The organism is Roseovarius autotrophicus (assembly GCF_018069895.1).
Classification (GTDB): domain Bacteria; phylum Pseudomonadota; class Alphaproteobacteria; order Rhodobacterales; family Rhodobacteraceae; genus Roseovarius; species Roseovarius autotrophicus.
The window spans coordinates 60,222-83,965 of the sequence record NZ_JAGQDH010000011.1 but is presented as its reverse complement, the minus strand read 5'-3'; the positions used below and the strand labels follow the sequence as shown (position 1 = coordinate 83,965).

General features: G+C 65.2%; 21 protein-coding genes and 1 pseudogene. 11 read left to right on the top strand and 11 right to left on the bottom strand.

Annotated elements, in window-relative coordinates; all coding sequences use genetic code 11:
• The 4 genes and pseudogenes from KAK09_RS12535 to adh form a co-directional block, all read left to right on the top strand.
• A partial coding sequence (locus KAK09_RS12535) for a hypothetical protein (RefSeq protein ID WP_210879287.1) occupies window positions 1–510 on the top strand: 510 nt, incomplete at its 5' end.
• Window positions 507–848: a hypothetical protein gene (locus tag KAK09_RS12530; RefSeq protein ID WP_210879286.1), complete on the top strand. Its 342-nt coding sequence runs from the start codon at window positions 507–509 to the stop codon at window positions 846–848. The genes KAK09_RS12535 and KAK09_RS12530, both read left to right, overlap by 4 nt.
• On the top strand, window positions 845–1,165 hold the full coding sequence (locus KAK09_RS12525) for a hypothetical protein (RefSeq protein WP_210879285.1): 321 nt from the start codon (window positions 845–847) through the stop codon (window positions 1,163–1,165). The genes KAK09_RS12530 and KAK09_RS12525 overlap by 4 nt, the downstream gene beginning before the upstream one ends.
• A gap of 156 nt (window positions 1,166–1,321) precedes the next feature.
• A pseudogene (gene adh, locus KAK09_RS12520) lies at window positions 1,322–1,711 on the top strand (aldehyde dehydrogenase); the annotation flags it as partial.
• 43 nt (window positions 1,712–1,754) lie between these two features.
• Here the strand turns inward: adh and KAK09_RS12515 are convergent.
• The 7 genes from KAK09_RS12515 to KAK09_RS12485 form a co-directional block, all read right to left on the bottom strand.
• The gene (locus KAK09_RS12515) at window positions 1,755–2,264 is read right to left on the bottom strand and encodes a PhnA domain-containing protein (RefSeq protein WP_210879284.1); all 510 of its coding nucleotides are present in this window, start codon (window positions 2,262–2,264) and stop codon (window positions 1,755–1,757) included.
• 150 nt (window positions 2,265–2,414) lie between these two features.
• Window positions 2,415–4,214, bottom strand: a complete 1,800-nt coding sequence (gene lepA, locus KAK09_RS12510; RefSeq protein ID WP_210879283.1) for a translation elongation factor 4 — start codon at window positions 4,212–4,214, stop codon at window positions 2,415–2,417.
• Between the two features lie 53 nt (window positions 4,215–4,267).
• Complete coding sequence (locus tag KAK09_RS12505; protein ID WP_210879282.1) at window positions 4,268–6,226, bottom strand: sensor histidine kinase; 1,959 nt, start codon at window positions 6,224–6,226, stop codon at window positions 4,268–4,270.
• A 124-nt stretch (window positions 6,227–6,350) separates the two neighbouring features.
• A complete protein-coding gene (locus tag KAK09_RS12500) occupies window positions 6,351–7,367 on the bottom strand; it encodes an extracellular solute-binding protein (protein WP_210879281.1) in 1,017 nt (338 codons plus the stop codon).
• Window positions 7,368–7,429: 62 nt separating this feature from the next.
• Window positions 7,430–8,239, bottom strand: coding sequence for a metal ABC transporter permease (locus KAK09_RS12495; protein ID WP_210879280.1), 810 nt, complete (start codon window positions 8,237–8,239; stop codon window positions 7,430–7,432).
• Window positions 8,236–8,985: a metal ABC transporter ATP-binding protein gene (locus tag KAK09_RS12490; protein ID WP_210879279.1), complete on the bottom strand. Its 750-nt coding sequence runs from the start codon at window positions 8,983–8,985 to the stop codon at window positions 8,236–8,238. The genes KAK09_RS12495 and KAK09_RS12490 overlap by 4 nt, the downstream gene beginning before the upstream one ends.
• Window positions 8,976–9,467 (bottom strand): transcriptional repressor, encoded by a 492-nt coding sequence (locus tag KAK09_RS12485; RefSeq protein WP_210879278.1) that lies wholly within the window; start codon window positions 9,465–9,467, stop codon window positions 8,976–8,978. The genes KAK09_RS12490 and KAK09_RS12485 overlap by 10 nt, the downstream gene beginning before the upstream one ends.
• A 95-nt stretch (window positions 9,468–9,562) precedes the next feature.
• Here KAK09_RS12485 and KAK09_RS12480 point away from each other — a divergent pair, with 95 nt between their 5' ends.
• Complete coding sequence (locus KAK09_RS12480) at window positions 9,563–10,528, top strand: zinc ABC transporter substrate-binding protein (RefSeq protein WP_210879277.1); 966 nt, start codon at window positions 9,563–9,565, stop codon at window positions 10,526–10,528.
• Window positions 10,529–10,746: 218 nt separating this feature from the next.
• On the top strand, window positions 10,747–12,630 hold the full coding sequence (locus tag KAK09_RS12475; RefSeq protein ID WP_210879276.1) for an acyl-CoA synthetase: 1,884 nt from the start codon (window positions 10,747–10,749) through the stop codon (window positions 12,628–12,630).
• A gap of 83 nt (window positions 12,631–12,713) precedes the next feature.
• Here KAK09_RS12475 and KAK09_RS12470 read toward each other — a convergent pair whose 3' ends face one another.
• Window positions 12,714–14,279 (bottom strand): 2-isopropylmalate synthase, encoded by a 1,566-nt coding sequence (locus KAK09_RS12470; RefSeq protein ID WP_210879275.1) that lies wholly within the window; start codon window positions 14,277–14,279, stop codon window positions 12,714–12,716.
• Window positions 14,280–14,530: 251 nt separating this feature from the next.
• On the opposite strand from KAK09_RS12470, the gene KAK09_RS12465 reads away from it, so the two are divergent.
• Both KAK09_RS12465 and KAK09_RS12460 read left to right on the top strand, forming a co-directional pair.
• Window positions 14,531–15,196, top strand: a complete 666-nt coding sequence (locus KAK09_RS12465; protein ID WP_210879274.1) for an SDR family NAD(P)-dependent oxidoreductase — start codon at window positions 14,531–14,533, stop codon at window positions 15,194–15,196.
• Window positions 15,190–16,719, top strand: coding sequence for a cryptochrome/photolyase family protein (locus KAK09_RS12460; RefSeq protein WP_210879273.1), 1,530 nt, complete (start codon window positions 15,190–15,192; stop codon window positions 16,717–16,719). The genes KAK09_RS12465 and KAK09_RS12460 overlap by 7 nt, the downstream gene beginning before the upstream one ends.
• Here the strand turns inward: KAK09_RS12460 and KAK09_RS12455 are convergent, their stop codons facing one another.
• Window positions 16,720–18,129: a 2-isopropylmalate synthase gene (locus tag KAK09_RS12455; protein WP_247651236.1), complete on the bottom strand. Its 1,410-nt coding sequence runs from the start codon at window positions 18,127–18,129 to the stop codon at window positions 16,720–16,722.
• Between the two features lie 189 nt (window positions 18,130–18,318).
• Here KAK09_RS12455 and KAK09_RS12450 point away from each other — a divergent pair, with 189 nt between their 5' ends.
• Window positions 18,319–19,977: an NAD+ synthase gene (locus KAK09_RS12450; RefSeq protein ID WP_210879271.1), complete on the top strand. Its 1,659-nt coding sequence runs from the start codon at window positions 18,319–18,321 to the stop codon at window positions 19,975–19,977.
• A 72-nt stretch (window positions 19,978–20,049) separates the two neighbouring features.
• Entirely contained in the window at window positions 20,050–20,844 is a 795-nt protein-coding gene (locus KAK09_RS12445; protein WP_210879270.1) for a CE1 family esterase, read from the top strand.
• A gap of 6 nt (window positions 20,845–20,850) precedes the next feature.
• Here the strand turns inward: KAK09_RS12445 and KAK09_RS12440 are convergent, their stop codons facing one another.
• Window positions 20,851–21,246, bottom strand: coding sequence for a metallopeptidase family protein (locus tag KAK09_RS12440; RefSeq protein ID WP_247651223.1), 396 nt, complete (start codon window positions 21,244–21,246; stop codon window positions 20,851–20,853).
• 54 nt (window positions 21,247–21,300) lie between these two features.
• Window positions 21,301–22,218, bottom strand: a complete 918-nt coding sequence (locus KAK09_RS12435) for an MBL fold metallo-hydrolase (RefSeq protein ID WP_210879268.1) — start codon at window positions 22,216–22,218, stop codon at window positions 21,301–21,303.
• A 146-nt stretch (window positions 22,219–22,364) separates the two neighbouring features.
• Between KAK09_RS12435 and KAK09_RS12430 the strand changes: the two genes are divergently transcribed.
• Entirely contained in the window at window positions 22,365–23,684 is a 1,320-nt protein-coding gene (locus KAK09_RS12430; RefSeq protein ID WP_210879267.1) for an MFS transporter, read from the top strand.
• Window positions 23,685–23,744 lie beyond the last annotated feature (60 nt).

The window sequence follows — 23,744 nt, the reverse complement described above, 5'->3', positions numbered from 1 at the left end:
ACCACGCCCGCGATGATCAGCCCTGCGCAGCTTGCTCAGGTTGGCGGCGGCGGCTGGGAATACTCGCCTGTTGTCGCGACCACCTCTGGCACGGCGTTCGACTTCACGGGAATCCCGGAGGGGGTGACTGAAATAGAGGCAATCTACCGCGACATCCGATTCACGGCCACGGACCATGCGCTCATTCAATTGGGCACCAATGCAGGATTCCAGACGACAGGCTACGACAGCGCATCCGGGACAGGTGTGAGGACATTTATCAAGCGGACAACGGGGTTTGCTCTAGTTGTGGATGGTTCGACAAACAGGGCCTACGGTAAAATGACCATCCTTAATTCCGGCTCTGGAGATTGGGACGAAACGCACAATGGGTCTGAGATGAGGGAGGGGCTTGGGATAAACGGTGCAGGGCATGTCAATATAACCGGAGCGGTTGACAGGCTACGGCTCACCCGAAGCGGCACGGCAACTTTCAACAGCGGCAGCTTTTACATTCGGTGGCGCAAATGACAATCGCGACAATCAATCTCAAGACAGGCGAGCGCGTAACCTCCCAGAATGACGCGCCGTCCTTCACCACGCCAGCCGAGGTGTTGGCACAAGAGCGCAAGACCATGGTCGCCAGCGCCATGCAGGTGCGGCTGGCCCTTCTCGCTGCGGGCCGTCTCGATGAGGTAGAGGCCGTCGTCGCGACAGCGGACCCTGCTACCAAGATCGCGTGGGACAAGGCGACCGAGTTCCGGCGGCTCAGCCCGACGATTGCCACATTTGCAACCATGGTCTCCCCTCCGTTCAGTGCAACTGAATTGGATACGCTGTTCACCGCCGCAATGGAGATCGAGGTATGAGAGACGTCTGGTTCGAAATCCGCTATCTGATAATGGCCCCGTTCACGCTGGCCCTGTTGGTGCAGTTCGCCGTGCTGATGTGGGTGCAGCGCCGGGTGCCGAAGCCGCTGCTCTACCTGTTCTACCCCGCTGCGGCGGTCTTTCTGGTGGAGGACTTCATCTATCAGGTTGTGGTCGGCACCTTCCTGTTCCTTGATCGCCCGCGTGACGTGTTGTTCACGGGACGGCTCAAGCGCCTGGACGCGCAAGACCCGGCTGATTATCAGGTCTGGCGGTTCAAGCGGGTGCTGAACGCGCTCGATCCGGGGCATGTGTGAAGTGGAAGAAACCACAGCGGACTACGCGACGGTGGATGAGGAGTTTCAGGCACCTTTGAAAGCGCTGTTCAAGGGTCTTCGCCCCGCCCTGTTTCAAAAAATCGGTTGCTATAATATAGCTGTAAATCTCTCTAAAGTATTTCGTCACGCTACAGCGAGATCGCGGGCGGTTATTATATCCAGCCCACCATCCTCAAGGGCCATAACAAGATGCGGGTCTTCCAGGAGGAAATCTTTGGCCCGGTCGTGTCCGTGACCACCTTCAAGGACGAGGCCGAGGCATTGGCCATCGCCAATGACACGATGTATGGCCTTGGCGCCGGTGTCTGGGCCCGCGATGGCACCCGCGCCTACCGCTTTGGCCGCGCCATTGAGGCGGGGCGCGTCTGGGTCAACAACTATCACGCCTATCCGGCGCACGCGGCCTTTGGCGGCTACAAACAGTCCGGCATCGGGCGTGAGAACCACAAGATGATGCTCGACCACTACCAGCAGACCAAGAACATGCTGGTCAGCTACAATCCCAACAAGCTCGGGTTCTTCTGAGGCGCGGCGGGAAAGAAGGGGCCGCCGGCGCGATTCGGCGGCCTCACCGCTTCCTGACGAACTCTGTCAGGATCACGATGCGCTGGCCCTCGACGCGGCCCTCGATATGGGCCGGGTTGTCGGCCACCAGCGAAATGCCCCGCACCGCCGTGCCGCGCTTGGCGGTGAAATTGGCACCCTTCACGGGCAGATCCTTGATCAGTACGACCGTATCGCCCTGAGCAAGGGGCACGCCGTTGCTGTCGCGGTGGCCGCTGTCCATGGCGACGTTCTCGGCCCAGGCGCGGGTCTCGTCGTCAAGCCAGAGCTGCCCGGCCAGATCGCGCGCCCATTCATGCGCCGCCAGCCGCGCCAGCATCCGCGCGGCAAGAACCTGCGTGGCCGGGTCTTCGGACCACATCGCAGAGGCCAGACAGCGCCAGTGATCGGGTTCAGGCGTGCCGGTGATCTGGTCCGCACATGTGGCGCAGAGCGCCGCGCTGGCCCCCTCGGGGCCGCCGGGGACAGGGGTGTCGGTCAGCGGGGCATCGGCAGAGCAAAGCGCGCAGGGCATGGGACAGGGTTCCGTCAAATGGGGGCTGTTGGCACGGCTATAGGCGCAATGACACGGCGGGGAAAGGGGGCGTAGGGCGGGTGGCAACCCACCATCACCAGCCCTCGCCGCATCCGTGTGGTGGGGTGGGCACAACCTTGCGCATTGCGCTTAGCTATCCATCTTCAGCGCCGAGATGAACGCCTCCTGCGGGATGTCCACCTTGCCGAACTGGCGCATCTTCTTCTTGCCGGCCTTCTGCTTTTCCAAGAGCTTCTTCTTCCGCGTGGCGTCGCCGCCGTAGCATTTCGCCGTCACGTCCTTGCGCAGCGCCGAGAGTGTCTCGCGGGCGATGACCTTGCCGCCGATGGCCGCCTGAATCGGGATCTTGAACATGTGGCGCGGGATCAGGTCCTTGAGCTTCTCGCACATGGCGCGGCCCCGCATCTCGGCGCGGTCGCGGTGGACCATCATCGACAGCGCGTCCACCGGCTCGTCATTGACGAGGATCTGCATCTTCACCAGCTTGTCCTCGCGGTAGCCTTCGAGGTGGTAATCGAAGCTGGCATAGCCCTTTGTCACCGATTTCAAACGGTCGTAGAAATCGAACACCACCTCGTTCAGCGGCAGGTCATAGACCACCATCGCGCGGCTGCCCGCATAGGTCAGGTCAAGCTGGATGCCGCGCCTGTCCTGACAGAGCTTGAGCACGTCGCCGAGATATTCGTCGGGCACCATGATCGTGGCCTTGATGCGGGGCTCTTCGATGCGGTCTACGTGCGAGGGGTCGGGCATGTCGGCGGGGTTATGCAACTCCCGCATCGTGCCGTCCTTCATGTGGAGGTGATAGACTACCGAAGGCGCGGTGGTGATCAACTCGATGCCATATTCGCGCTCGATGCGGTCGCGGATCACCTCAAGGTGCAAAAGCCCCAGAAACCCGCAGCGAAAGCCGAAACCGAGCGCGGCAGAGCTTTCCATCTCGGAACTGAACGAGGCGTCGTTCAAGGCCAGCTTCTCGATGGCGTCGCGCATGTCGTCGAACTCGGCCGAATCGACGGGGAAAAGGCCGCAGAACACCACCGGCACCGAGGGCTTGAAGCCCGGAAGCGCCTGCGCGCAGGGGCGCTTTTCATGGGTGATCGTGTCGCCTACCTTGGTATCGCGCACCTGCTTGATCGAGGCGGTGATGAACCCGATCTCGCCGGGACCGAGGCTGACGATCTGTTCCATCTGGGGACGGAATACGCCGATACGCTCGACATTGTAGGTGGCTCCGGTCTGCATCATTCGGATGCGGTCGCCCTTTTTCATGCGCCCGTCCATGATCCGCACCAGCACGACCACGCCGAGATAGGCGTCATACCAGCTATCGACCAGCATCGCCTTGAGGGGCGCGGCCTCGTCGCCCTTGGGTGCTGGCAGATGCTTGACGATGGCCTCCAGCGTCTCGGGGATGCCGACGCCGGTCTTGGCCGACACGCGAATGGCACCAGAGGCATCAATCCCGATCACATCCTCGATCTGCTCGGCCACGCGGTCGCATTCGCTGGCGGGCAAGTCGATCTTGTTCAGGATCGGCACAAGTTCGTGGCCCGCGTCGATCGCCTGATAGACATTGGCGAGCGTCTGCGCCTCCACCCCCTGCGTGCTGTCCACCACCAGAAGGCTGCCCTCGACCGCGCGCATCGACCGGCTCACCTCATAGGCGAAATCCACATGGCCCGGCGTGTCGATGAGGTTGAGCACATAGGTCTCGCCGTCCTGCGCCACATAATCGATGCGCACGGTGTTGGCCTTGATGGTGATGCCCCGCTCGCGCTCGATATCCATGGCGTCGAGCATCTGCTCTTTCATGTCACGATCCTGCACCGTCCCGGTCGATTGGATCAGCCGGTCGGCAAGGGTGGATTTGCCGTGGTCGATATGCGCCACGATCGAGAAATTACGGATATGAGCAAGGTCTGTCATGGCTCTGGCATATGTATGGGAAAGGGTTGCTGGTCAAGGTGCACCAGCGCGGTTCAGGTCTGTGGTTGCGCGGGAAGCCAGACGGTGAACGCGGCCCCGCCCTCGGGGCGGTTGTGCGCGGTGATGATGCCGCCCGCCTGACGAATCAGCGTCTGGCTGACCGACAGGCCAAGGCCCGTGCCCTCGCCCGGCTTGGTGGTGAAGAACGGGTCGAATACCGCCGCGATCTTGTCTTCGGGGATGCCCGGCCCGGTATCGGCGACAATGAGCGCCGCGCCATCATGCCCCTCGCGCGCCAGCGGGCGGGTGGCGATCATGAGCCGCCCGCCGCCCTTCATCGCCTGCGCGGCATTGGTGACAAGGTTGATGATCACCTGCTGCAACTCGCCGGGGTTGATGGTGACGAGCGGCGTGTCGGGGGCGTTGGTGATGGCCACCGTGATCCTGGCTTTCGAGAGAACATGATCGACCAGAACGAGGCAGTCGCGCAACACCTGCGCGATGTCCACGTCTTCCTCGAAGGTGCCGAACTCCGTGGGCCGCGCGAACTGCAGCAGTTTCGAGACGATGGCGCTGATGCGTCCCACCTGTCGGTCGATCAGGCCAAGCTCGTGCTGAACCGGCGCGGCGGCGTCGCCGAGGGTCTGGCGGATCACGTCGAGATTGCCCTGAATGACGGCCGCCGGGTTGTTGATCTCATGCGCCACGCCTGCCGTGATCTCGCCGATGGAGGCGAGTTTTTCCGACATGACAAGCTGCTGATAGGTGCTTTCAAGCTTGGCATTGGCCTCGCGCAATTCGGCGGTGCGTTCGTCCACGCGGGCGTTCAACTCCTCGTTCCAGGCCCGCAGGGCGCGGTCGCGCTCCTGCACCTGATCAAGCAGGCTGTCGAGATGCGCGGCCACGGTGCCGATCTCGTCGCGCGCGGGCACGGGGCCGATGCGCGCCTCCAGATCGCCCGCCTCGACGCGCTCCATGGTTCGCGTCATCCGCTCCAGCGGCGCGAAGATGTTGCGCGCAAGCCGCAGGAAAAGCGGCCCGCTGATCGCCAGAACCGCAAGGAAGGCCGCGAAGATGAGGATATAGGCGTTGCGCTTGGCGGCATCGAAGGGCGCTTGCAGAAAGCCCACATAAAGCATCCCCACCCGCCGGCCAAAGCTGTCGGTGATGGGGCGATAGGCCGAGATATACCAGTCATTGACCACAAAGGCGCTGTCAAGCCAGGTCTGGCCCTCATCCAGAACCGCGCCGCGCACCGCCGCCGACACCCGCGTGCCAAGCGCGCGGCTGCCCTCGAACAGGCGCACATTGGTCGAGACGCGCACATCGTCGAGAAACAGCGTCGCCGTGCCCTGCCGCGCGCCGGGCGCGTCGCTGTCGCGATAGACCAACTCGTTGACCGTATCGATGAAATCGAGGTTGCGATTGAGCAGGATGCCCCCCACCAGCACCCCCTCGCGTCCTTCGGTGAGGACCGGCGTGGCGCTGTGCACGATCATGCCGCGATCTTCGGTCCGGCGCGATGTGGGCACGGCGGCGCGGGTCGGAACCAGAGGCACGCGCGCCCGCGCGGCAAGACGCTGGCCGGTCTCGGGAAGGGCGGCGAGGGTGCCGGGCGAGAAGATGTCGATCTCGGTGGCGGGCTGACCGGCGAGCGCGGCGGCGATGACGGGCCAGTCCTGTCGGGCCATGGCGCGGGGCAGGTAATAGAGGAAATCGAGGCCGAGCGCATCGCGTTCCTGCGCAAGGAAGGTGGACAGGCTGTCGGGCGGGTTGCGCAGCGCCGTGTCGAAGCGCAGCGATTCGGCCAGCGCCGTCACATCGCCCCCGGTCGTCGTCAGGATGCGCTGCACATACTGATCCGCCACCCGCAGGTCGGTTTCCACATTGGTGATCAGCAGCGCGTCGTAATTGGCCGACCAGCGCCCGATGGCCAGCGCCAGAAGCGCGGGCATCAGTACCACCAGCGGCAGCAGCGCGAGAATGAGCAGGCGTAGCCGGACAGAGGTCATGTGAAAGGGCCGGGATCCAGTTGCGGAACCCGACCCTAAAGCAATCTCGGGAAAAGGTGGTAGACTTTTTCGGATCGAGATTGCGACAACTCAGGCCAGTGATGCGCAGCGCGCAATTCGCGTATCAGTTCCAGCCAACAGCGTTGAAGATCGTCTGCGCCAAGGCGGCGTGGGTAGCGAAAGTGGAGGTGGGCGTCACGGTATCGGGTTTGAAATCGCCCATGGCCGCCACCTGGCTGTCGATGGCCACGCCCGACAGAACCGGGTATTCGTTGTTGGTCTTGGCGAATTGCTCCTGCGCCGCCTCGCTGACGAGGAATTCCAGAAGTGCTGACGCCTCGGCCTTGTTGGGCGCGTTGGCCGCGATGCCTGCGGCGACAAGGTTTACATGCGCACCGCGCCCGTCCTGATTGGGCCAAACCCAGCCGATGCCGTCCACGCCGGCGCTCAGCCCCGAGACGCCGCCCGCGAGTGCGCGCGCGAAATAATAGGTGTTGGCCACGGCGATGTCGCACTCGCCCGAGACCAGCCCGCGCAACTGGTCGGTATCTCCGCCCTGGGGTGGGCGCGCCATGTTGGCGACGATGCCTTCGGCCCAGACCCCGGCCGCGTCAAAGCCATCGACCTCGATCATCGCGGCCATCAGTGACTGATTATAGACGTTCGACGACGAGCGGATGCAGACCTGGCCCTTGTAGGTCGGATCGGCCAGCGCCTCGTAGGTCCGGGGCGGGTTTTCCACCCGGTCCCTGGCGTAGAAGATGATTCGCGCGCGCTGCGACAGCCCGGTCCAGAGATTGTCGGGATGGCGCAGATGGGCGGGCACGTTGGCCACGATCACTTCGGATGCGAAGGGCTGGAGCAGCCCTTCCGCCTCGGCGCGGGCGATATTGCCCACATCCACGGTCATGAACACATCCGCCGGGCTGTTGGCGCCCTCGGCCTTCATGCGCTGGACAAGCTCGTTGGCATCGGCCTCGATGCGGTTGACCTTGATGCCGGTCGCCTTGGTGAAGGCGGCGTAGAGCGCGTCGTCGCTGTCATAGTGGCGACTGGAATAGAGGTTGACCTCCTGCGCGAGGGAGGGGGCGGCGAGGGCCACGAGGGCGGTCGCGCCGAGAAGGGTCTTGAGCGGGGTCATGGAAAACTCCCTTGGTCCGGGTTTATTGCTCGGGGCTTGTCTCGCAATTCCGACAAAAAGAGTCAACTGGTGTTTCCGAGTGCTCTGGTCAGGTGACTGCCCACCATCACCACGGCAAAGATCAGCGCCGCCACGCAGACGATCGTCGGCCCCGTCGGAGTGTCGAGCCGGAAGGACGCGGCCAGCCCGCCAAGCGCCGCCGTCGCGGCGATGATCGCGGCCAGCACCGCCATGCGCTCGGGCGTGGCCGATAGGGGGCGCGCGGCGGCGGCGGGCACGATAAGCATCGCGGCGATCAGCAGCACACCCACCACCTTGATCGCCACCGCCACCACCACCGCCAGCGCCAGCGTCAGCACAAGCTGTTCGCGGCGCGGGTCGATGCCGCTCGCATAGGCCAGATCGGGGCTGAGCGTCGCCGTCAGAAGCGCCTGCCAGCGCCACGCCAGCAGCGCCAGAACAAGGCCCGCGCCCCCCCAGATCACCGCCAGATCGCCTCGGCTCACCGCAAGGATATCGCCAAAGAGATAGGCCATGAGGTCAATCCGCACGCCCGAGAGGAACGACACGCCGACAAGGCCGAAGGCCAGTGCCGAATGGGCCATCACCCCCAGCATCGTGTCCATGGCAAAGCCGCGCCCTGACAGCGTCGATACGGCGGTGGCCATCACCAGCGACATGACCAGCGCGCCCGCGAAGACCGAGACCGAGAACCCCAGTGCCAGCGCCACCCCGAGAATCGCGGCATGTGCCGTGGCATCGCCGAAATAGGCCATGCGCCGCCAGACGACAAAGCTGCCAAGCGGGGCTGCGGCCAGCGCCACGCCCAGCCCCGCAAGCGCCGCGCGGATCAGGAAATCGTCGAGCATCATTCGGCGGCCTCGTGGGAATGGGGGTGGTCGTGATCGTGATCGTGCGAATGGCCGTGTTCGTGCCGGTAAAGCGCCAGTGCCCCCTCGGTGCCGGTACCGAACAGCGCGCGATATGCCTCGGCCTGCGCTACGATCTCGGGCCGTCCCTCGCAGCAGATATGGCCGTTGAGACAGATCACCCGGTCGGACGCGCTCATCACCACATGCAATTCGTGGCTGACCATCAGCACGGCGCATCCCATCTCCTGCCGCACCTCCGCGATGCGGCGGTAAAACGCCGCCGAGCCGGGTTGATCGAGGCCCTGTGTTGCCTCGTCGAGAATGAGCAGGTCGGGCCGCTCCAGCAGCGCGCGCGCCAGCAGCACCCGCTGAAACTGCCCACCCGAGAGGTCCGCCATCTGTCGTGGCCCCAGATCGGGCAGGCCTGCGCTCTCCAGTGCCATGCGCAAGGCCGCCGCCGGGCGGCGGCGCGGCAGGTTGAGAAACCGCGCCACACTCATCGGCAGGGTCGGGTCGATATGCAGTTTTTGCGGCACATATCCGATGCGCAGCCCTGACGCGCGGGTGATGCGCCCGCGCGAGGGCCGCTGCGCGCCGATGAGCACGCGCAACAGCGTCGATTTGCCCGAGCCGTTGGGGCCGACGATGGTGACGATCTCGCCCCGGTCGAGGGAGAGGTTCACATCGTGCAGCACCTCGTTGCCGCCCAGTCGCACGGCCAGCCCCTCGGCGGATATCAGGCGCATGGGGCCTCCTCGGCCTTGCGGCAGTTGGGGCAGCGGCCAAGCGCCTCGACCACCGCCTGCTCGATCTCGAACCCGGCCTCGGCCGCGGCGCGCCCGAGCATCCCGCGCGTCGGCTCGGCATGGGCCTCTGCCACGGCGTTGCAGCCCCGGCAGATCAGAAAGGCAGGGGTGTGGTCGGTCTCGGGATGGGTGCAGGCGATGAAGGCGTTGAGCCGTTCGATCTTGTGGGCAAAGCCATGGCTCACCAGGAAATCGAGCGCGCGATAGGCCACGGGCGGTTGCGCGCCAAGCCCTTCGGCGCGCAGATGGTCGAGAATGTCATAGGCCCCCATGGCGCGATGGCCCTCCAGCAGCAGTTCCAGCACCCGTCGGCGCACCGGCGTGAGGTTGAGCCGGTGGCGCGCGCAATGCGCCTCGGCGGCGGCCAGCGCCGCATGCACACAATGGCGGTGGTCGTGGTGCTCAAATCCGAGCGGGTCCATGGGGCTCTCCTGCGATGGATTGGGGCTTGATATGTTATATGGTAACGATTATCAAGCGACAACTGTTGTTATACCATAACATATGGAGTCGAATCATGCCGAGCCGTTTTCTTGCCCCGGTCGGGGTTCTTGGGGCACTGGCCGCACCGGCGATGGCGGGCCCGCAAGTGGCCACCGACATCGCGCCGCTGCATTCGCTGGTGGCGCGGGTGATGGCGGGGGCAGGTGAGCCCGCGCTGATCGTGCCGCCGGGGGCGTCGCCGCATGGCCATGCGCTGCGTCCTTCCGAGGCGGCGGCGCTTGACCGGGCGGAGATTGTGTTCTGGATGGGCGAAGGGCTGACGCCCTGGCTTGAGGATGCGATCGGGACGCTGGCGGGTGATGCGCATGTGATCGAACTCCTGGGCGCGGACGGATCGACGGTGCTGGCCTTTCGCGAGGGGCTGGAATTCACGCCATCCGAGGCGGGGCATGGCCATGACATGCCCGGACATGCGGCGCACACTGCGAAGGATGAGGACGGGCATGAAGCGCATGATCACGAGGGTGCAGACCCTCATGCCTGGCTCGACCCGGCCAATGCCCGCGCCTGGCTTGCCCTGATCGCGGGGGAACTGGCCAGGCACGATCCCGACAACGCAGCCCTCTACGCCGCCAACGCGGCAGAGGCGGTGGCCGAGCTTTCGGCGCTCGAGGCCGGGATTTCGGCCCGTCTCGACGCGGTGCGCGATGTGCCCTACCTCGTGTTTCATGACGCCTACCAGTATTTCGAATCGCGGTTCGGCGTCGCGCCTGCCGGGGCGCTGGCGTTGAGCGACGCCGCCGATCCCGGCCCCGCGCGTATTGCCGCTCTGCGCGATCTGGCGCGCGACAGGGGCGTTGCCTGCGTCTTCACGGAGCCGCAATTCGCCGGCGCGCGGGTGCGGGCGGTGTTTGGTGATACGGTGCGTCATGGGGTTCTCGACCCTCTGGGCAGCGCATATACGCCAGGGGCGGGTCTTTATCCTGCGCTGCTAGAGGATATGGCGGCGGCGCTTGTCGATTGCCTCGGCGGGTCGTGAGGCGCACGCCCTATCCTCCTCTTCCGGCCTGACCGCAGCACGTCCTGTCGCCCGAGATCCTCGGGACAGGCCCGAGGGGGACGCGCGCGAAAGGGTCGTCTTCGGTCCCCCACAACGCAGCGTAAAACTTGCGCCTTGGCCAATTCGCGCACATGCTGGTGCCCATGGAGAGGACAACCGTGCCGGGAAAAAGGCGCGGGATAGAGGGAGGAAAGACCATGACGTTCACCTCGCGGCAGGACGCGCTCGCGATTCAGGATGAGATGCCCTGGGAGACGCGCGAGACACCAGCGACGCTCTACCAGATGCTGAGCCAGACCGCGCGCGCCTTTCCCGACCGTCCGGCGCTCAGCTATCAGCTTCTCTCCGGCACGACCGACAAGGCTGTGACCCTCACCTGGCAGCAGTTCAACGACCAGTGCTGTCAGGCGGCCAACCTGTTTCGCAGCCTCAAGATCGGCGAGGGGGATGTGGTCGCTCTCGTCCTGCCCAACACGATCGAGACCGCCGTCGCCATCATCGGCGGCGCGATCGCCGGGATCGTTAACCCGATCAACCCGCTGCTGGAACCCGAGCAGATCGCGGCCATCCTGCGCGAGACCGGGGCAAAGGTGGTGGTGACGCTCAAGGCCTTTCCCAAGACGGATATCGCGCAAAAGACCGCCGAGGCGGTGCGCCATGCGCCCAAGGTGCATACGGTGCTGGAGATCGACCTCAACCGTTACCTCACCCCGCCGAAAAGCTGGATCGTGCCGCTGGTGCGCCCGAAAAATCCGACCGGCCATCACGCCACGTTGATGGATTTCAACAAGGCGCTGGCGGCGCAACCGAAGGCTCTGACCTTCCCTGACAGCACGGGCGACCGGATCGCGGCCTATTTCCACACCGGCGGCACCACGGGGATGCCCAAGGTTGCGCAGCACCGCTATTCTGGGATCGTTTATAACGGCTGGCTTGGTCATACGCTGCTCTTTACCGAGCAGGACAATGTGATGTGCCCGCTGCCGCTCTTCCACGTCTTTGCCTGCCATGTGATTCTGATGGCCTGCATCAAGTCGGGCGCGCATGTGGTCTTTCCCACGCCCGCAGGCTATCGCGGCGAGGGGGTGTTCGACAACTTCTGGAAGCTCTGCGCGCGGTGGGAGATCACCTTCATCATCACCGTGCCTACCGCCGTCTCGGCCTTGATGCAGCGCAAGGTGGATGCCGACCTGTCCACCGTCAAGAACGCCTTTTCCGGCTCTGCGCCGATGCCGCTGGAGCTGTTCAACCGCTTTGAATCGGCCACCGGCATAAAGGTGATCGAGGGCTACGGCCTGACCGAGGCCACCTGTCTGGTGTCGTGCAACCCGCCTGAGGGTGAGAAGAAGGTCGGCTCGGTCGGTGTGCCCTTTCCCTATACGGATGTGCGCATCATCAAGGAAACGCCCCATGGCCCGGTCGATTGCGAGGTGGACGAGTTGGGCGAGATCTGCGTCTCCAACCCCGGCGTCTATGCGGGCAATACCTATACCGAGACGGAAAAGAACAAGAAACTCTACCATTACGACAAGTATCTGCGCACCGGCGATCTGGGGCGGGTCGATGCCGACGGCTATCTCTGGATCACCGGGCGGGCCAAGGACCTGATCATTCGCGGGGGCCACAATATCGATCCCGCCGAGATCGAGGAGGCGCTGATGGCCCACCCTGATGTGGCCATGGCAGGCGCTATAGGCCAGCCTGACGCCCATGCCGGCGAAATGCCCTGCGCCTATGTGGAACTGGTGGCGGGCGGCACGGCGACGGGGGCGGAACTGCTCGAACATTGCAAGGTTCATGTCCACGAACGCGCGGCACAGCCGAAATATGTCGAGGTTCTGGACGAGTTGCCCAAGACCGCCGTCGGCAAGGTGTTCAAGCCAGATCTGCGCAAGCGCGCGATCACGCGGGTCTATAACGCTGCGCTGGAGGAGGCGGGGATCGCTGCGCGTGTGACCTTGGTCGTCGATGACAAGAAGCGCGGGCTTGTGGCCAAGGTCTCGCGCGAGGGCGAGGTGGACGAAGATGGCCTGGGCCATGTGCTCGGGGCGTTTGTGCGGCCCTGGGAGTGGGCGGAATAGCGGGCGCAGCCCCCGCGCAGCGGCCTGTCTTCAAGCGATGATGCGCGCCCCGGAGGTGACCCGGAGCGCGCGCGCGTCATACGTCAGGACACGTCCTTGTAGCTCACTTCGCGCGTGTCGCCGCCCGCTCTCTCGCGCCGCACCAGAAGGCGGTTGAGCGCGTGGACATAGGCGCGGGCGCTGGCCACCACCGTATCGGTATCCGCTGATTGCCCGGTGACGATGCGCCCCGCTTCTTCCATCCGCACGCTGACCGTGGCCTGCGCGTCGGTGCCCTCGGTGACGGCCGCCACCTGATAGAGTTGCAGCCGCGCCTCATGCGGGAAAAGCGCCTTGACCGCGTTGAAGGTCGCGTCCACCGGCCCGTCGCCCGTGGCCTCGGTGGATTTCTCCTCGCCGTCGATCAGCATGGTGAGCGTCGCCTGTTGTGGCCCCTCGGTGCCGCAGACCACACGAAGATGCTTGATCTGCAAGCGGTCGCTCTCGGCGTCGAGCCCGGCATTGACGAGCGCGATCAGGTCGTCGTCGTAAACCTCCTTCTTGCGGTCGGCGAGGTCCTTGAAGCGCACGAACACGTCGCCGAGCTGGTTGTCGGCCAATTCATAGCCCAGATCCTTGAGCTTGGCGCGCAACGCGGCGCGGCCTGAATGCTTGCCCATGACAAGGCTGGTGGCGGCAAGGCCCACATCCTCGGGGCGCATGATCTCGAATGTCTCGGCGTTCTTGAGCATCCCGTCCTGATGGATGCCCGATTCATGCGCAAAGGCGTTCTTGCCCACGATCGCCTTGTTGAACTGCACCGGAAAGCCCGAGACGGCGGCAACACGGCGCGAGATATGCATGATCTTGCGCGTGTCGATGCCGGTCTCATAGGGCATGATGTCGCCGCGCACCTTGAGCGCCATCACCACCTCTTCCAGCGCGGTGTTACCCGCGCGCTCGCCAAGCCCGTTGATCGTGCATTCGATCTGCCGCGCGCCGCCTGCAACGGCGGCAAGCGCGTTGGCCGTGGCAAGCCCAAGATCGTTGTGGCAATGGGTGGCGAATACCACCTCATCCGCCCCCGGCACGGTTTCGATCAGGCGCCGGATAAGGCTCGCGGATTCCTCGGGCGCGGTATAGCCCACGGTGTCGGGGATATTGATCGTCGTGGCCCCCGCCCGGATCGCGATTTCCACCACGCGGCACAGGTAATCCCATTCGGTGCGGGTGGCATCCATCGGCGACCATTGCACGTTGTCGCACAGGTTGCGCGCATGCGTCACCGTCTCGTGGATGCGTTCGGCCATCTGGTCCATGTCGAGATTGGGAATGGCGCGATGCAGCGGTGAGGTGCCGATGAACGTATGAATACGTGGCGAGCGGGCGTGTTTCACGGCCTCCCAGCAGCGGTCGATATCCTTGAAATTGGCGCGCGCGAGGCCGCAGATGGTTGCGTCCTTCGCGTTCTTTGCGATCTCGCTGACGGCGCGGAAATCGCCTTCCGAGGCGATGGGAAAGCCCGCCTCGATGATATCGACGCCCATCTCGTCGAGAAGTTGCGCGATCTCGAGCTTTTCCTCGTGCGTCATGGTCGCGCCGGGGCTTTGCTCGCCGTCGCGCAACGTGGTGTCGAAAATCACCACGCGATCCTTGGTCGGGTTGGTCATGTCGGGTCTCTTTCGGTTGATCCTTGGGCCTCTTGGCGCGAAACGGCACATCCTCTGAGCGCGTGCGCCGGGCGGCACGCTCAGAGGCGGCTAAGGCCTAGGCACAGCGCGCGCGCCGCGCGGGTGGCGCGGGCAGGGCGGGCGGTATGTGCGGTCGCGATCATGCGCGTGACTATAGGCAGGGGCGCACGGCTTGAAAACCCCGAAATTGGCGGCTTGAAGCGGCGCCGCTTTCGGCTAGCTCCCGCGTCATGGATAAGGCATTGATCATCGGCGCATCGGGTGGCATCGGGCGGGCGGTTTCGACGGCGCTTGCGGCGCGGGGCGTGGCGGTGACGGGGCTGTCGCGCAGTGGCAACGGGCTTGACCTGACCGACGAGGCGTCGGTCATGGCGGCGCTCGGGGCCCTCAAAGCCCCGTTCGATCTGATCCTCGTGGCCACAGGCGCGCTGGAAATCGACGGCGCAGAGCCGGAAAAGGCGCTCCGGCAGATCACGCCCAGGGCGATAATGGATCAATTCGCGCTCAACTGTCTTGGCCCCGCGCTGATCTTGAAACACGCGGTGCGCCTCTTGCCGCGCGATCGCCGCTGCATCTTTGCTGCGCTTTCGGCGCGGGTGGGGTCTATCGGCGACAACCGTTCTGGCGGTTGGTATGGCTACCGCGCGGCGAAGGCGGCGCTCAATCAGGTGCTGCACACCGGCGCGATCGAGCTGGCGCGCACCCACAAAGGAGCCATTTGCGTGGCGCTGCATCCCGGCACCGTGGCCACGCCCTTTACCGGGAAATACCTCGGTCGTCACCCTGCCGTCGCGCCAGACGCGGCGGCGGCGCGCCTGCTTTCGGTCCTCGACGGCCTCACACCGGCCGACACCGGTCAATTCTTCGACTGGCAGGGTAAGCGCGTGCCATGGTGAGGCGGCTTGTTCTGGTGCTTGGCGATCAGTTGAGCCATGGGCTGTCGGCGCTCAACGCTGCCAACAAATCCAGCGATCTGGTGGTCATGGCCGAGGTCATGGAGGAGGGCACCTATGTCCCCCATCATCCGAAGAAGATCGCGCTGATCCTCTCGGCCATGCGCCATTTCGCCGAAGAGCTGCGCGCGGCGGGCTGGCAGGTGGCCTATACCCGCCTCGACGACCGCGAGGCCACAGGGAGCATCGTAGGCGAGTTGATGCGCCGCGCCGAGGCGCACGGCACAAGCGACGTCATCGCCACCCAACCCGGCGAATGGCGGTTGATCGCGGCGCTTGACGCGGCCCCCCTGCGCGTGACGCAACTGCCCGATGACCGTTTCGTGTGCTCGCTCGACGCCTTCAATGCCTGGGCCGAGGGCCGCAAGGAGTTGCGGCTGGAATATTTCTATCGCGAGATGCGTCGCAGGACCGGCTTTCTGATGGAGGGCGCGCGTCCCGCAGGCGGCAAGTGGAATTACGATCACGACAACCGCAAGCCGGCGCGCGCCGACCTGCTGCGGGCCAGCCCCATGCGCTTTGTCCCCGATTCCATCACAGCGGAGGTTCTCGATCTGGTCGAGGCGCGCTTTGCCGGCCACTTCGGTCGCCTGCGCCCGTTCTGGTTCGCGGTGAGGGCCGATGAGGCGCGGCGCGCCTTCGATCATTTTGCCACCCACCTCCTGCCGGGCTTTGGCGATTTTCAGGATGCGATGGTCGCGGGCGATCACTTTGTGCATCATTCGGTAATGTCGATGTATCTGAACATCGGCCTGCTTGATCCTCTGGATATCTGTGCCCGCGTGGTGGCGGAATGGCAGGCGGGCCGGGTGCCGATCAATGCCGCCGAGGGCTATGTTCGGCAGGTGATCGGCTGGCGCGAATATGTGCGCGGCATCTATTTTCGCGAGGGGCCGGACTATGTGCGCCGCAATGCACTGGGGCACAGGCGTGCGCTGCCGGCGATGTTCTGGGGGGGTGACACCCGCATGAACTGCGTCGCCCAGGCCGTTGAACAGACACAGCAAGAGGCCTATGCCCACCACATCCAGCGGCTGATGGTGACGGGCAATTTCGCGTTGCTCGCCGGCGTGGACCCGGCGCAGGTCCACGACTGGTATCTCGCCGTCTATGCCGATGCGGTCGAATGGGTCGAGGCGCCCAACGTGATCGGCATGAGCCAGTTTGCGGACGGCGGCATCATCGCCTCGAAACCTTATGTATCATCAGGTAATTACATTGCGAAGATGTCGGATTACTGCGCCGCCTGCGCTTATTCGGTGAAGGCTAGAACCGGCCGTGACGCCTGCCCCTTCAACCTGCTCTACTGGGATTTCCTGATCCGTCACCGCGACCGGTTCGGGCGCAATCCGCGCATGGGGCCGGTCTATCGCACATGGGACAGGATGGATGAAGGCCACTGCGCAACGGTGCTGCGCGATGCGGCACGGGTGCTGGAAACGCTCGATGCGGGCGGCGTGGTCTGATCACTCGCTGCGCGTGATGTTCTCGCTCAGCACGCCATCGTCCCAGGTGCCGCTCTCTTCCTGGCCCCCGGCATAGCGCATCGTGCCTTCACCCTGCCGCTTGCCCGCAAGGAACATGCCCTCGTAGACATCGCCATTGGCATAGGTCGCCACGCCGCGCCCGGAAATCTCGCCATCGCGCCACTCGCCTTCATAGGCAAAGCTCTCGTTCTCGGCTGTGTCGGGATTGTCGGGAATGGTGATGCGGCCCTGACCGTGGCGCTGGCCCCGCGCGAATTCGCCCTCGTAGACCGAGCCGTCTGGATAGGTGACGGTACCTTGCCCGTGGCGCTGCCCGTTCTGCCACTGGCCCTCGTAGCGATAGCCGTCAGGATAGGTCATGACGCCGTGGCCGTGGTTGCGGGCATTGGCGAACTCGCCCTCGTAGACTAGCCCGTTGGGATAGGTGGCGCGCCCCGTCCCCTCGATCACGCCGCCGACCCACTCGCCCTCGTAGGTGGCGCCGTCGGGATAGGTGATCCGGCCCTGCCCGTTGGCCAGATCGTCGCGGAACTGCCCCTCGTAGACCGAGCCGTCGGGATAGCTTACCCGGCCTTCGCCCGAGATCTTGCCGTTCTGCCAGGCACCCTCGTAGCGATAGCCGTCGGTGCCGGTGAATATCCCCTGGCCGTGGCGCATGTCGTCTTTGAACTGGCCTTCATACACATCGCCGTTGGCATAGATCACGCGCCCCTGGCCCTGCCGCCGCCCGGCGGCAAGATCACCCTCGTAGACATCGCCATTGGGTTGCGTGAGCGTGCCGCGCCCGTCGATCTGCCCCTCTTTCCAGGTGCCCTCGTAGACAAGGCCATCAGGCATGGTGAGCCGGCCTGCGCCCTCGCGCGCGCCGCGCGCGACCTCGCCCTCGTAGATTGCGCCGTCAGGATAGGTGATCGTGGCGTCGCCTTCCTTGACGCCACTCACCCAGCCGCCCTCGTAGCGATAGCCGCCCGGGCTTTCCATGCGGCCGCGTCCGTGGTGCATGGCATTGAGAAACCCGCCCTCGTAGCGCACGCCATTGGCATAGATGGCGATGCCCGAGCCGGTGATCTCGCCCTCGGCCCATTCGCCCTCGTAGGTGCCGCCATCAGCAAAGACGATCTTGCCCACGCCATGCGGCTTGCCGCGCTCGAACTCGCCCTCGTAGACCGACCCGTTGGGAAAGCGCGCCACACCGCGCCCGCGAATCTCGCCCTCGACCCAGTCGCCGGTATATTCATAGCCGTTGGGCAGGGTATAGGTGCCGGTGCCGTGTTGCAGCCCGTCCTTGAACGTGCCCTCGTAGATGCCGCCATCGTCGTATTGCTTGGTCTGGACGTTGCCGTCCTGCGCCATCGTGCCTGTGCTTGCCACGCTGCCCAGGACGAGCATGGCGGCCAAAATCGTCTGTGTCGGATAGCGTGTCATCTGTGCCCCGGTGCCTCAAGCCTGCCCGATCCTGTGGCGGGTGGGCCAAATCTAGAGGACCGGCCCCGGCGTGACAACGCCCTTGTGGCAAATCGGCTTTCCCTCGCGCCCCGATCTGTTATCTCGATGGGCAGAAGCGGCAAGGGGGCGCGCATGGCAGACCGGTTTCGCCTGACACTGGCACAAATGAACCCCACGGTGGGCGATCTGGCGGGCAACGCGGCGCTGGCACGTCAGGCATGGGAGACGGGGCGCGCGGCGGGTGCGGATCTCGTGGCACTGCCAGAAATGTTTGTGACCGGCTACAACCCGCAGGATCTGGTGCTGAAACCGGCCTTTCATCAGGCGGCCATCGCCACCATCGAGGCGCTTGCGCGCGACTGTGCCCAAGGCCCCGCGCTGGCCATTGGCGGCCCGGCGCTCGACGGCGTGGGGCTCTACAATGCCTATTACATCCTGCAAGGCGGGCGCGTGAGTGCGCGTGTGCTCAAGCATCATCTGCCCAACGAGACCGTGTTCGACGAAAAGCGCCTGTTCTCAAGCGGTCCGGTGACCGGGCCCTATGCTGTCTCGGGCGTGCGCCTCGGCTCTCCGATCTGCGAGGATGCCTGGCACCCGGACGTGGCCGAGACCCTGGCCGAGACCGGCGCCGAGATCCTTCTTGTGCCCAACGGCTCGCCGCATTACCGCGAGAAGATGGCCGTGCGCCAGAACCTGATGGTGGCGCGCGTGATCGAGACCGGCTTGCCGCTCGTTTATCTCAACCTTCTGGGCGGGCAGGACGATCAGGTGTTCGATGGCGGCTCTTTCGTGCTCAACCCCGGCGGCGCGCTGGCGCTGCAACTGCCGATGTTCGAAGAGGCGGTGGCGCATGTGGATTTCACGCGCGGGGCTGGGGGCTGGCGCGCAGAGCAAGGGCCGCTTGCCCACCTGCCCGACGATCTGGAACAGGATTATCACGCGATGGTGCTGGCCTTGCGCGATTATCTGCGCAAGGCGGGGTTCTCGAAGGTGCTTCTGGGCCTCTCGGGCGGGGTGGACAGTGCGATTGTCGCCACCATCGCGGTGGATGCGCTGGGCGCGGGGAATGTGCGTTGTGTGATGCTGCCCTCGGAATATACCTCGCCAGAATCGCTGGAGGATGCGCAGGCGGTGGCCGAAAATCTTGGCTGCCGCTATGATTTCGTGCCGATCGCAGAGGGGCGCGCCGCGATCACCGCCACGCTCGCGCCGCTCTTTGAGGGCACGCAACCGGACCTGACCGAGGAAAACATCCAGTCGCGCCTGCGCGGCCTGTTGCTCATGGCGCTTTCCAACAAGTTCGGAGAGATGCTGCTGACCACCGGCAACAAGTCCGAGGTGGCCGTGGGCTATGCCACGATCTATGGCGACATGGCTGGGGGCTACAATCCGATCAAGGACCTCTACAAGACGCGCGTCTTCGACATCTGCCACTGGCGCAACGCCCATCACCGCGCCTGGATGGCGGGGCCCGAGGGCGCGGTGATCCCGCCGCGCGTGATCGACAAGCCCCCAAGCGCAGAGTTGCGCGCCGATCAGAAGGACAGCGATTCTCTGCCCGATTACCCGGTTCTGGACGGCATCCTGCAGATCCTCGTCGATCTGGATGGCGCGATTTCCGATTGCGTGGCCGCAGGGTTTGACGAGGCGGATGCGCGCCACGTTGAGCACCTGCTTTACATCAGTGAATACAAGCGCTTTCAGGCTGCGCCCGGCACGCGCCTCACCTCTCGCGCGTTCTGGCTCGACCGGCGTTATCCCATCGTCAACCGCTGGCGCGACCGGGGCTAGGGCCACGGGCTTGTGAATTGCGGACGCGGCCCGGGGTTTGCATCCTGATCCGGCAACCGAACGGGTCCTGCCATGCGCTTTGCTGCCCTTTGCCTTGCCATTGTGCTCGCCGCGCCTGCCCATGGCTGCGGGGAAAAGAGCGATTGCGCGCTGGGCGACCGGCATTACCGCATCGCCCTGCCCGAAGGGGCAGAGCGGCCGGCGGGGGCGGTGGTCTATGCTCATGGTTATCGCGGTTCGGCGGCGGGGGTGATGCGCAATGCGGCGCTGCGGCGGGCACTGTCGGACCGGGGGCTGGCGCTGATCGCGTTGAAATCGCTGGCGGATGACTGGGTGATCCCGCACGCGCCGGGCCATGCCGACGCAACCGGCGTCGAGGAAATCGCCTATGTCGCGGCCGTGCTCGATGATGTGGCGGCGCGGTTCGGCATCGACGAGGGGCTGATGGCGGCGGGCTATTCCTCGGGTGCGATGATGGTCTGGACGCTCGCCTGCGCCCTGCCGGATCGGTTCGTGGGCTTTGCCGCCGTGGCGGGAACGTTCTGGCAGCGCCCGCCCGACACCTGTGCCACGCCGCACGCCAGCATCGTGCATGTTCACGGCACGAACGATCCGACCGTGCCGCTTGAAGGGCGCGCGATTCGCGAGACAAGTCAGGGCGATGTGGGCGCGGTGATGGAATTCTACACGCGGTTCGGCGGGTTCCGGGACGCGGGCGCGGCGGTCACGGGTGATCTTGACTGCACGCAACGGCGCAACGCGGCAGGCGCGATCCTCGATCTCTGCCTGCATCCGGGAGGACATGCCTTCCGCGTCGAGTATATCCTGTTCGCGTGGGAACGGTTCCGTGCGGCGGGGCGGTTCTGAGACCGGTCATTCCCACCAGCGGTCGATGGCGGCTATATCGTCGTCGGACCAGCCGAAATGATGGGCGAACTCATGCACCACCACATGCGCGATGAGATCCTCGAGAGCGACATCGCCACGGTCGCGCCATTCGTCAAGGATCGGCTCTCGGAAAAGCCAGACCGTATCGGGGCCAAGCGGCTGATCGAACTGGGATTTTTCCGTCAGGGGAATACCCTCGTATAGCCCGGTCAGTTCATGGGGATCGTCGATTTCCATTTCGGCGAGGATATGGTCGGGAGGCCAGTCCTCGACCAGCAGCACCACATCGGAGGCGGGCCTGCGAAAGGCGGGGGGCAGCGCGTCGATGGCGGCGAGCGCGAGGCGCTCGAACTCGGCAAGGGAAGGCGGGCGTGTATCCATGCGCGCCATATGGGGCAGGGGGCCGGAATTGTAAATCCAGCCCCCGCGCCGCACTCAGAGCATGAGCTGGTAGCTCACCGGCACATAGCGAAAGCCTTCGCCCGCCGCCTCGACATAGCCTATCCCCGGCCAGGGCATGTGATAGCCCACGAACGGGATACGGTCGGCGGCAAGCATCCCCAACAGGCGCTTGCGCGTGGCCCCGGCCTGCGCCTTGTCCATGTCAAAACGCACCTCCCAATCGGGATGGGCCAACGACCAGACATAATGATTGGCGAAATCGGCGGCGAGCAGGAGCGTCTTGCCCTCGCTTTCCAGCATGTAGCCGGTATGGCCCGGCGTATGGCCCGGAGCGGCCATGGCGGTGATGCCCGAGGCCACGCTTGCGCCGTCGGCGATCATGGTGGTCTGCTCGGCCAGCGGACGCATGTTGGCGTCGAACCGTTCATTGCCGGCGGCGGCCCAGTGATCGAATTCGGCGCTGCCGGTGACGTAGCGGGCATTGGCGAAGGTGGGCGCGCCATCCCGCATCAGCCCGCCGATATGGTCGCCGTGCATATGGGTGATCACCACCACATCCACCTGATCGGGCGTGTATCCTGCCTCGTTGAGCGCGGCCACGATGCCGTCTGGATTGAGCCCGGTGTCGAAGAGGATAAGTTCCGCGCCGGTATTGACGACCGTGGGAGTAAAGAAGAACTGCGCCTGATCGGTCGGCAGGTTGGCGGCGGCAGAGACGGCGTTGAATTCTTCCGCGCTGACATTTAGGCCGAAGATCGTGTGCGGATCGGGGCGCGGCGTGGTGGCCGCCAGAAGCGTCGTGACCTCGAAACCGCCAAGTGTCACGCGGTTGAAGCGGGTGGTGCCCGTGCCCATCATCGGGGCCGCAGCGCGGGCGGGCAGGGCAGTGGCAAGCGGCAGGGCAGCGGTGGCGGCGATCAGGCCGCGGCGGGTGATCTGTCCTCGGGTCATCGACATCTCCTGTTCGTTGACATGAAGCGCTGACGATAGTGCCGCGCGAATCCAGGAAATCGTAGCGCGGATCCAGGGCTCTGCGGTGCGGTTCACGTCAAGTTGATCGTGCTTGCCGTGGCGCCGAACAGGCGTAATCTGCCCCCATGCTGAAAATCCTCGGAAACCGCGATTTCGCCCGTCTCTTTGCCGCACAGGTCGTGGCGCTTCTGGGCACGGGGCTTTTGACCGTGGGCCTCGGCCTGCTGGCCTATGATCTGGCCGGTGCAGCGGCGGGTCTGGTGCTTGGCGTGGCCTATACGGTCAAGATGGTGGCCTATGTGGGCCTTTCGCCGGTGGCGCAGGCCCTGGTGCAGCGCCTGCCGCGCAAGGCGGTGCTGATCGCGGCTGATCTCATCCGCGCCGGTGTCGCGCTCTGCCTGCCGTTCGTCACTGATCTCTGGCAGGTCTATGCGCTGATCTTCGTGCTGCAAGCGGCCTCGGCCACGTTTACTCCGGCCTTTCAGGCGGTGATCCCCGATATCCTCACCGATGAGGGTGACTATACCCGCGCGCTGTCGCTGTCGCGCCTGGCCTATGATCTGGAGAACCTGCTCAGCCCGGCGTTGGCGGGGGTGTTGCTTCTGGTGCTGAGCTATCACTGGCTTTTTCTGGGCACGGTGGTGGGGTTTCTGGCCTCCACATGGCTGGTGTGGCGCGCCACGGTGCCCCCCGTAGCCGACGGGACAGCGCGGCCCTTCCGCGAGCGGTTAGGGCGCGGTGCGCGCATCTATCTGGCAACGCCGCGCCTGCGGGGCCTGCTGGCGCTGAACCTCTCGGCCTCGGCGGTGGGGGCTTTCGTCCTGGTGAACACGGTGGTTCTGGTGCGGGTGGATCACGGTGGAACCGAGAGCGCTCTGGCGGTCGCCATGGCGGCCTTTGGCGCGGGGTCCATGGCGGCGGCGCTGGTGCTGCCACGGCTGCTGGAACGCGCGGGTGATCGGCCGGTGATGCTGGCGGGGGCTGTGGCGCTGGTGGGGCTGGCGCTCGGCCTTGGCGCGGTGCTCTGGTGGGGGCGGGCTCCGGACTGGGCGGCCTTTCTCGCGCTCTGGGCGGCGATCGGCTTCAGCTACGCCGCGATCCTCACGCCTGCGGGGCGGCTCTTGCGGCGTTCGGCCCATGCCGAGGACCGTCCCGCGCTTTTCGCCGCACAATTCGCGCTGAGCCATGCCTGCTGGCTTGTCACCTATCCGCTGGCGGGGGTGACGGGGCGCTGGCTCGGGATGGGGCCTGCTCTGGTGATCGCGGGGCTGGTGGCGGCGCTTGGTCTGATCGTGGCGCGCAGGCTCTGGCCCCGCGATCAGGCGCGCGCGCCGCTGCACGACCACCCCGATCTGCCGCCAGACCACCCGCATCTGCGCACTCATGGCCATGGCCCTCACGCCCATAGCTATGTCATCGACGACCTGCACCGGCGCTGGCCCTGAGCCGGGCCATTCTGGACAAACGCCCCCGCCTGTGACAAAGCCCCGGCCATTGTCAGGAGA

Coding starts and splice junctions, on each gene's coding strand:
- KAK09_RS12505 (WP_210879282.1), bottom strand. CDS start 6,226: ATGACCTCTGTCCGGCTACGCCTGCTCATTCTCGCGCTGCTGCCGCTG.
- KAK09_RS12470 (WP_210879275.1), bottom strand. CDS start 14,279: ATGACCAACCCGACCAAGGATCGCGTGGTGATTTTCGACACCACGTTG.
- KAK09_RS12490 (WP_210879279.1), bottom strand. CDS start 8,985: ATGCGCCTGATATCCGCCGAGGGGCTGGCCGTGCGACTGGGCGGCAAC.
- KAK09_RS12445 (WP_210879270.1), top strand. CDS start 20,050: ATGCGCTTTGCTGCCCTTTGCCTTGCCATTGTGCTCGCCGCGCCTGCC.
- KAK09_RS12525 (WP_210879285.1), top strand. CDS start 845: ATGAGAGACGTCTGGTTCGAAATCCGCTATCTGATAATGGCCCCGTTC.
- lepA (WP_210879283.1), bottom strand. CDS start 4,214: ATGACAGACCTTGCTCATATCCGTAATTTCTCGATCGTGGCGCATATC.
- KAK09_RS12515 (WP_210879284.1), bottom strand. CDS start 2,264: ATGCCCTGCGCGCTTTGCTCTGCCGATGCCCCGCTGACCGACACCCCT.
- KAK09_RS12455 (WP_247651236.1), bottom strand. CDS start 18,129: ATGCTCGTCCTGGGCAGCGTGGCAAGCACAGGCACGATGGCGCAGGAC.
- KAK09_RS12460 (WP_210879273.1), top strand. CDS start 15,190: ATGGTGAGGCGGCTTGTTCTGGTGCTTGGCGATCAGTTGAGCCATGGG.
- KAK09_RS12430 (WP_210879267.1), top strand. CDS start 22,365: ATGCTGAAAATCCTCGGAAACCGCGATTTCGCCCGTCTCTTTGCCGCA.
- KAK09_RS12495 (WP_210879280.1), bottom strand. CDS start 8,239: ATGATGCTCGACGATTTCCTGATCCGCGCGGCGCTTGCGGGGCTGGGC.
- KAK09_RS12440 (WP_247651223.1), bottom strand. CDS start 21,246: ATGGATACACGCCCGCCTTCCCTTGCCGAGTTCGAGCGCCTCGCGCTC.
- KAK09_RS12450 (WP_210879271.1), top strand. CDS start 18,319: ATGGCAGACCGGTTTCGCCTGACACTGGCACAAATGAACCCCACGGTG.
- KAK09_RS12485 (WP_210879278.1), bottom strand. CDS start 9,467: ATGGACCCGCTCGGATTTGAGCACCACGACCACCGCCATTGTGTGCAT.
- KAK09_RS12475 (WP_210879276.1), top strand. CDS start 10,747: ATGACGTTCACCTCGCGGCAGGACGCGCTCGCGATTCAGGATGAGATG.
- KAK09_RS12480 (WP_210879277.1), top strand. CDS start 9,563: ATGCCGAGCCGTTTTCTTGCCCCGGTCGGGGTTCTTGGGGCACTGGCC.
- KAK09_RS12500 (WP_210879281.1), bottom strand. CDS start 7,367: ATGACCCCGCTCAAGACCCTTCTCGGCGCGACCGCCCTCGTGGCCCTC.
- KAK09_RS12530 (WP_210879286.1), top strand. CDS start 507: ATGACAATCGCGACAATCAATCTCAAGACAGGCGAGCGCGTAACCTCC.
- KAK09_RS12435 (WP_210879268.1), bottom strand. CDS start 22,218: ATGACCCGAGGACAGATCACCCGCCGCGGCCTGATCGCCGCCACCGCT.
- KAK09_RS12465 (WP_210879274.1), top strand. CDS start 14,531: ATGGATAAGGCATTGATCATCGGCGCATCGGGTGGCATCGGGCGGGCG.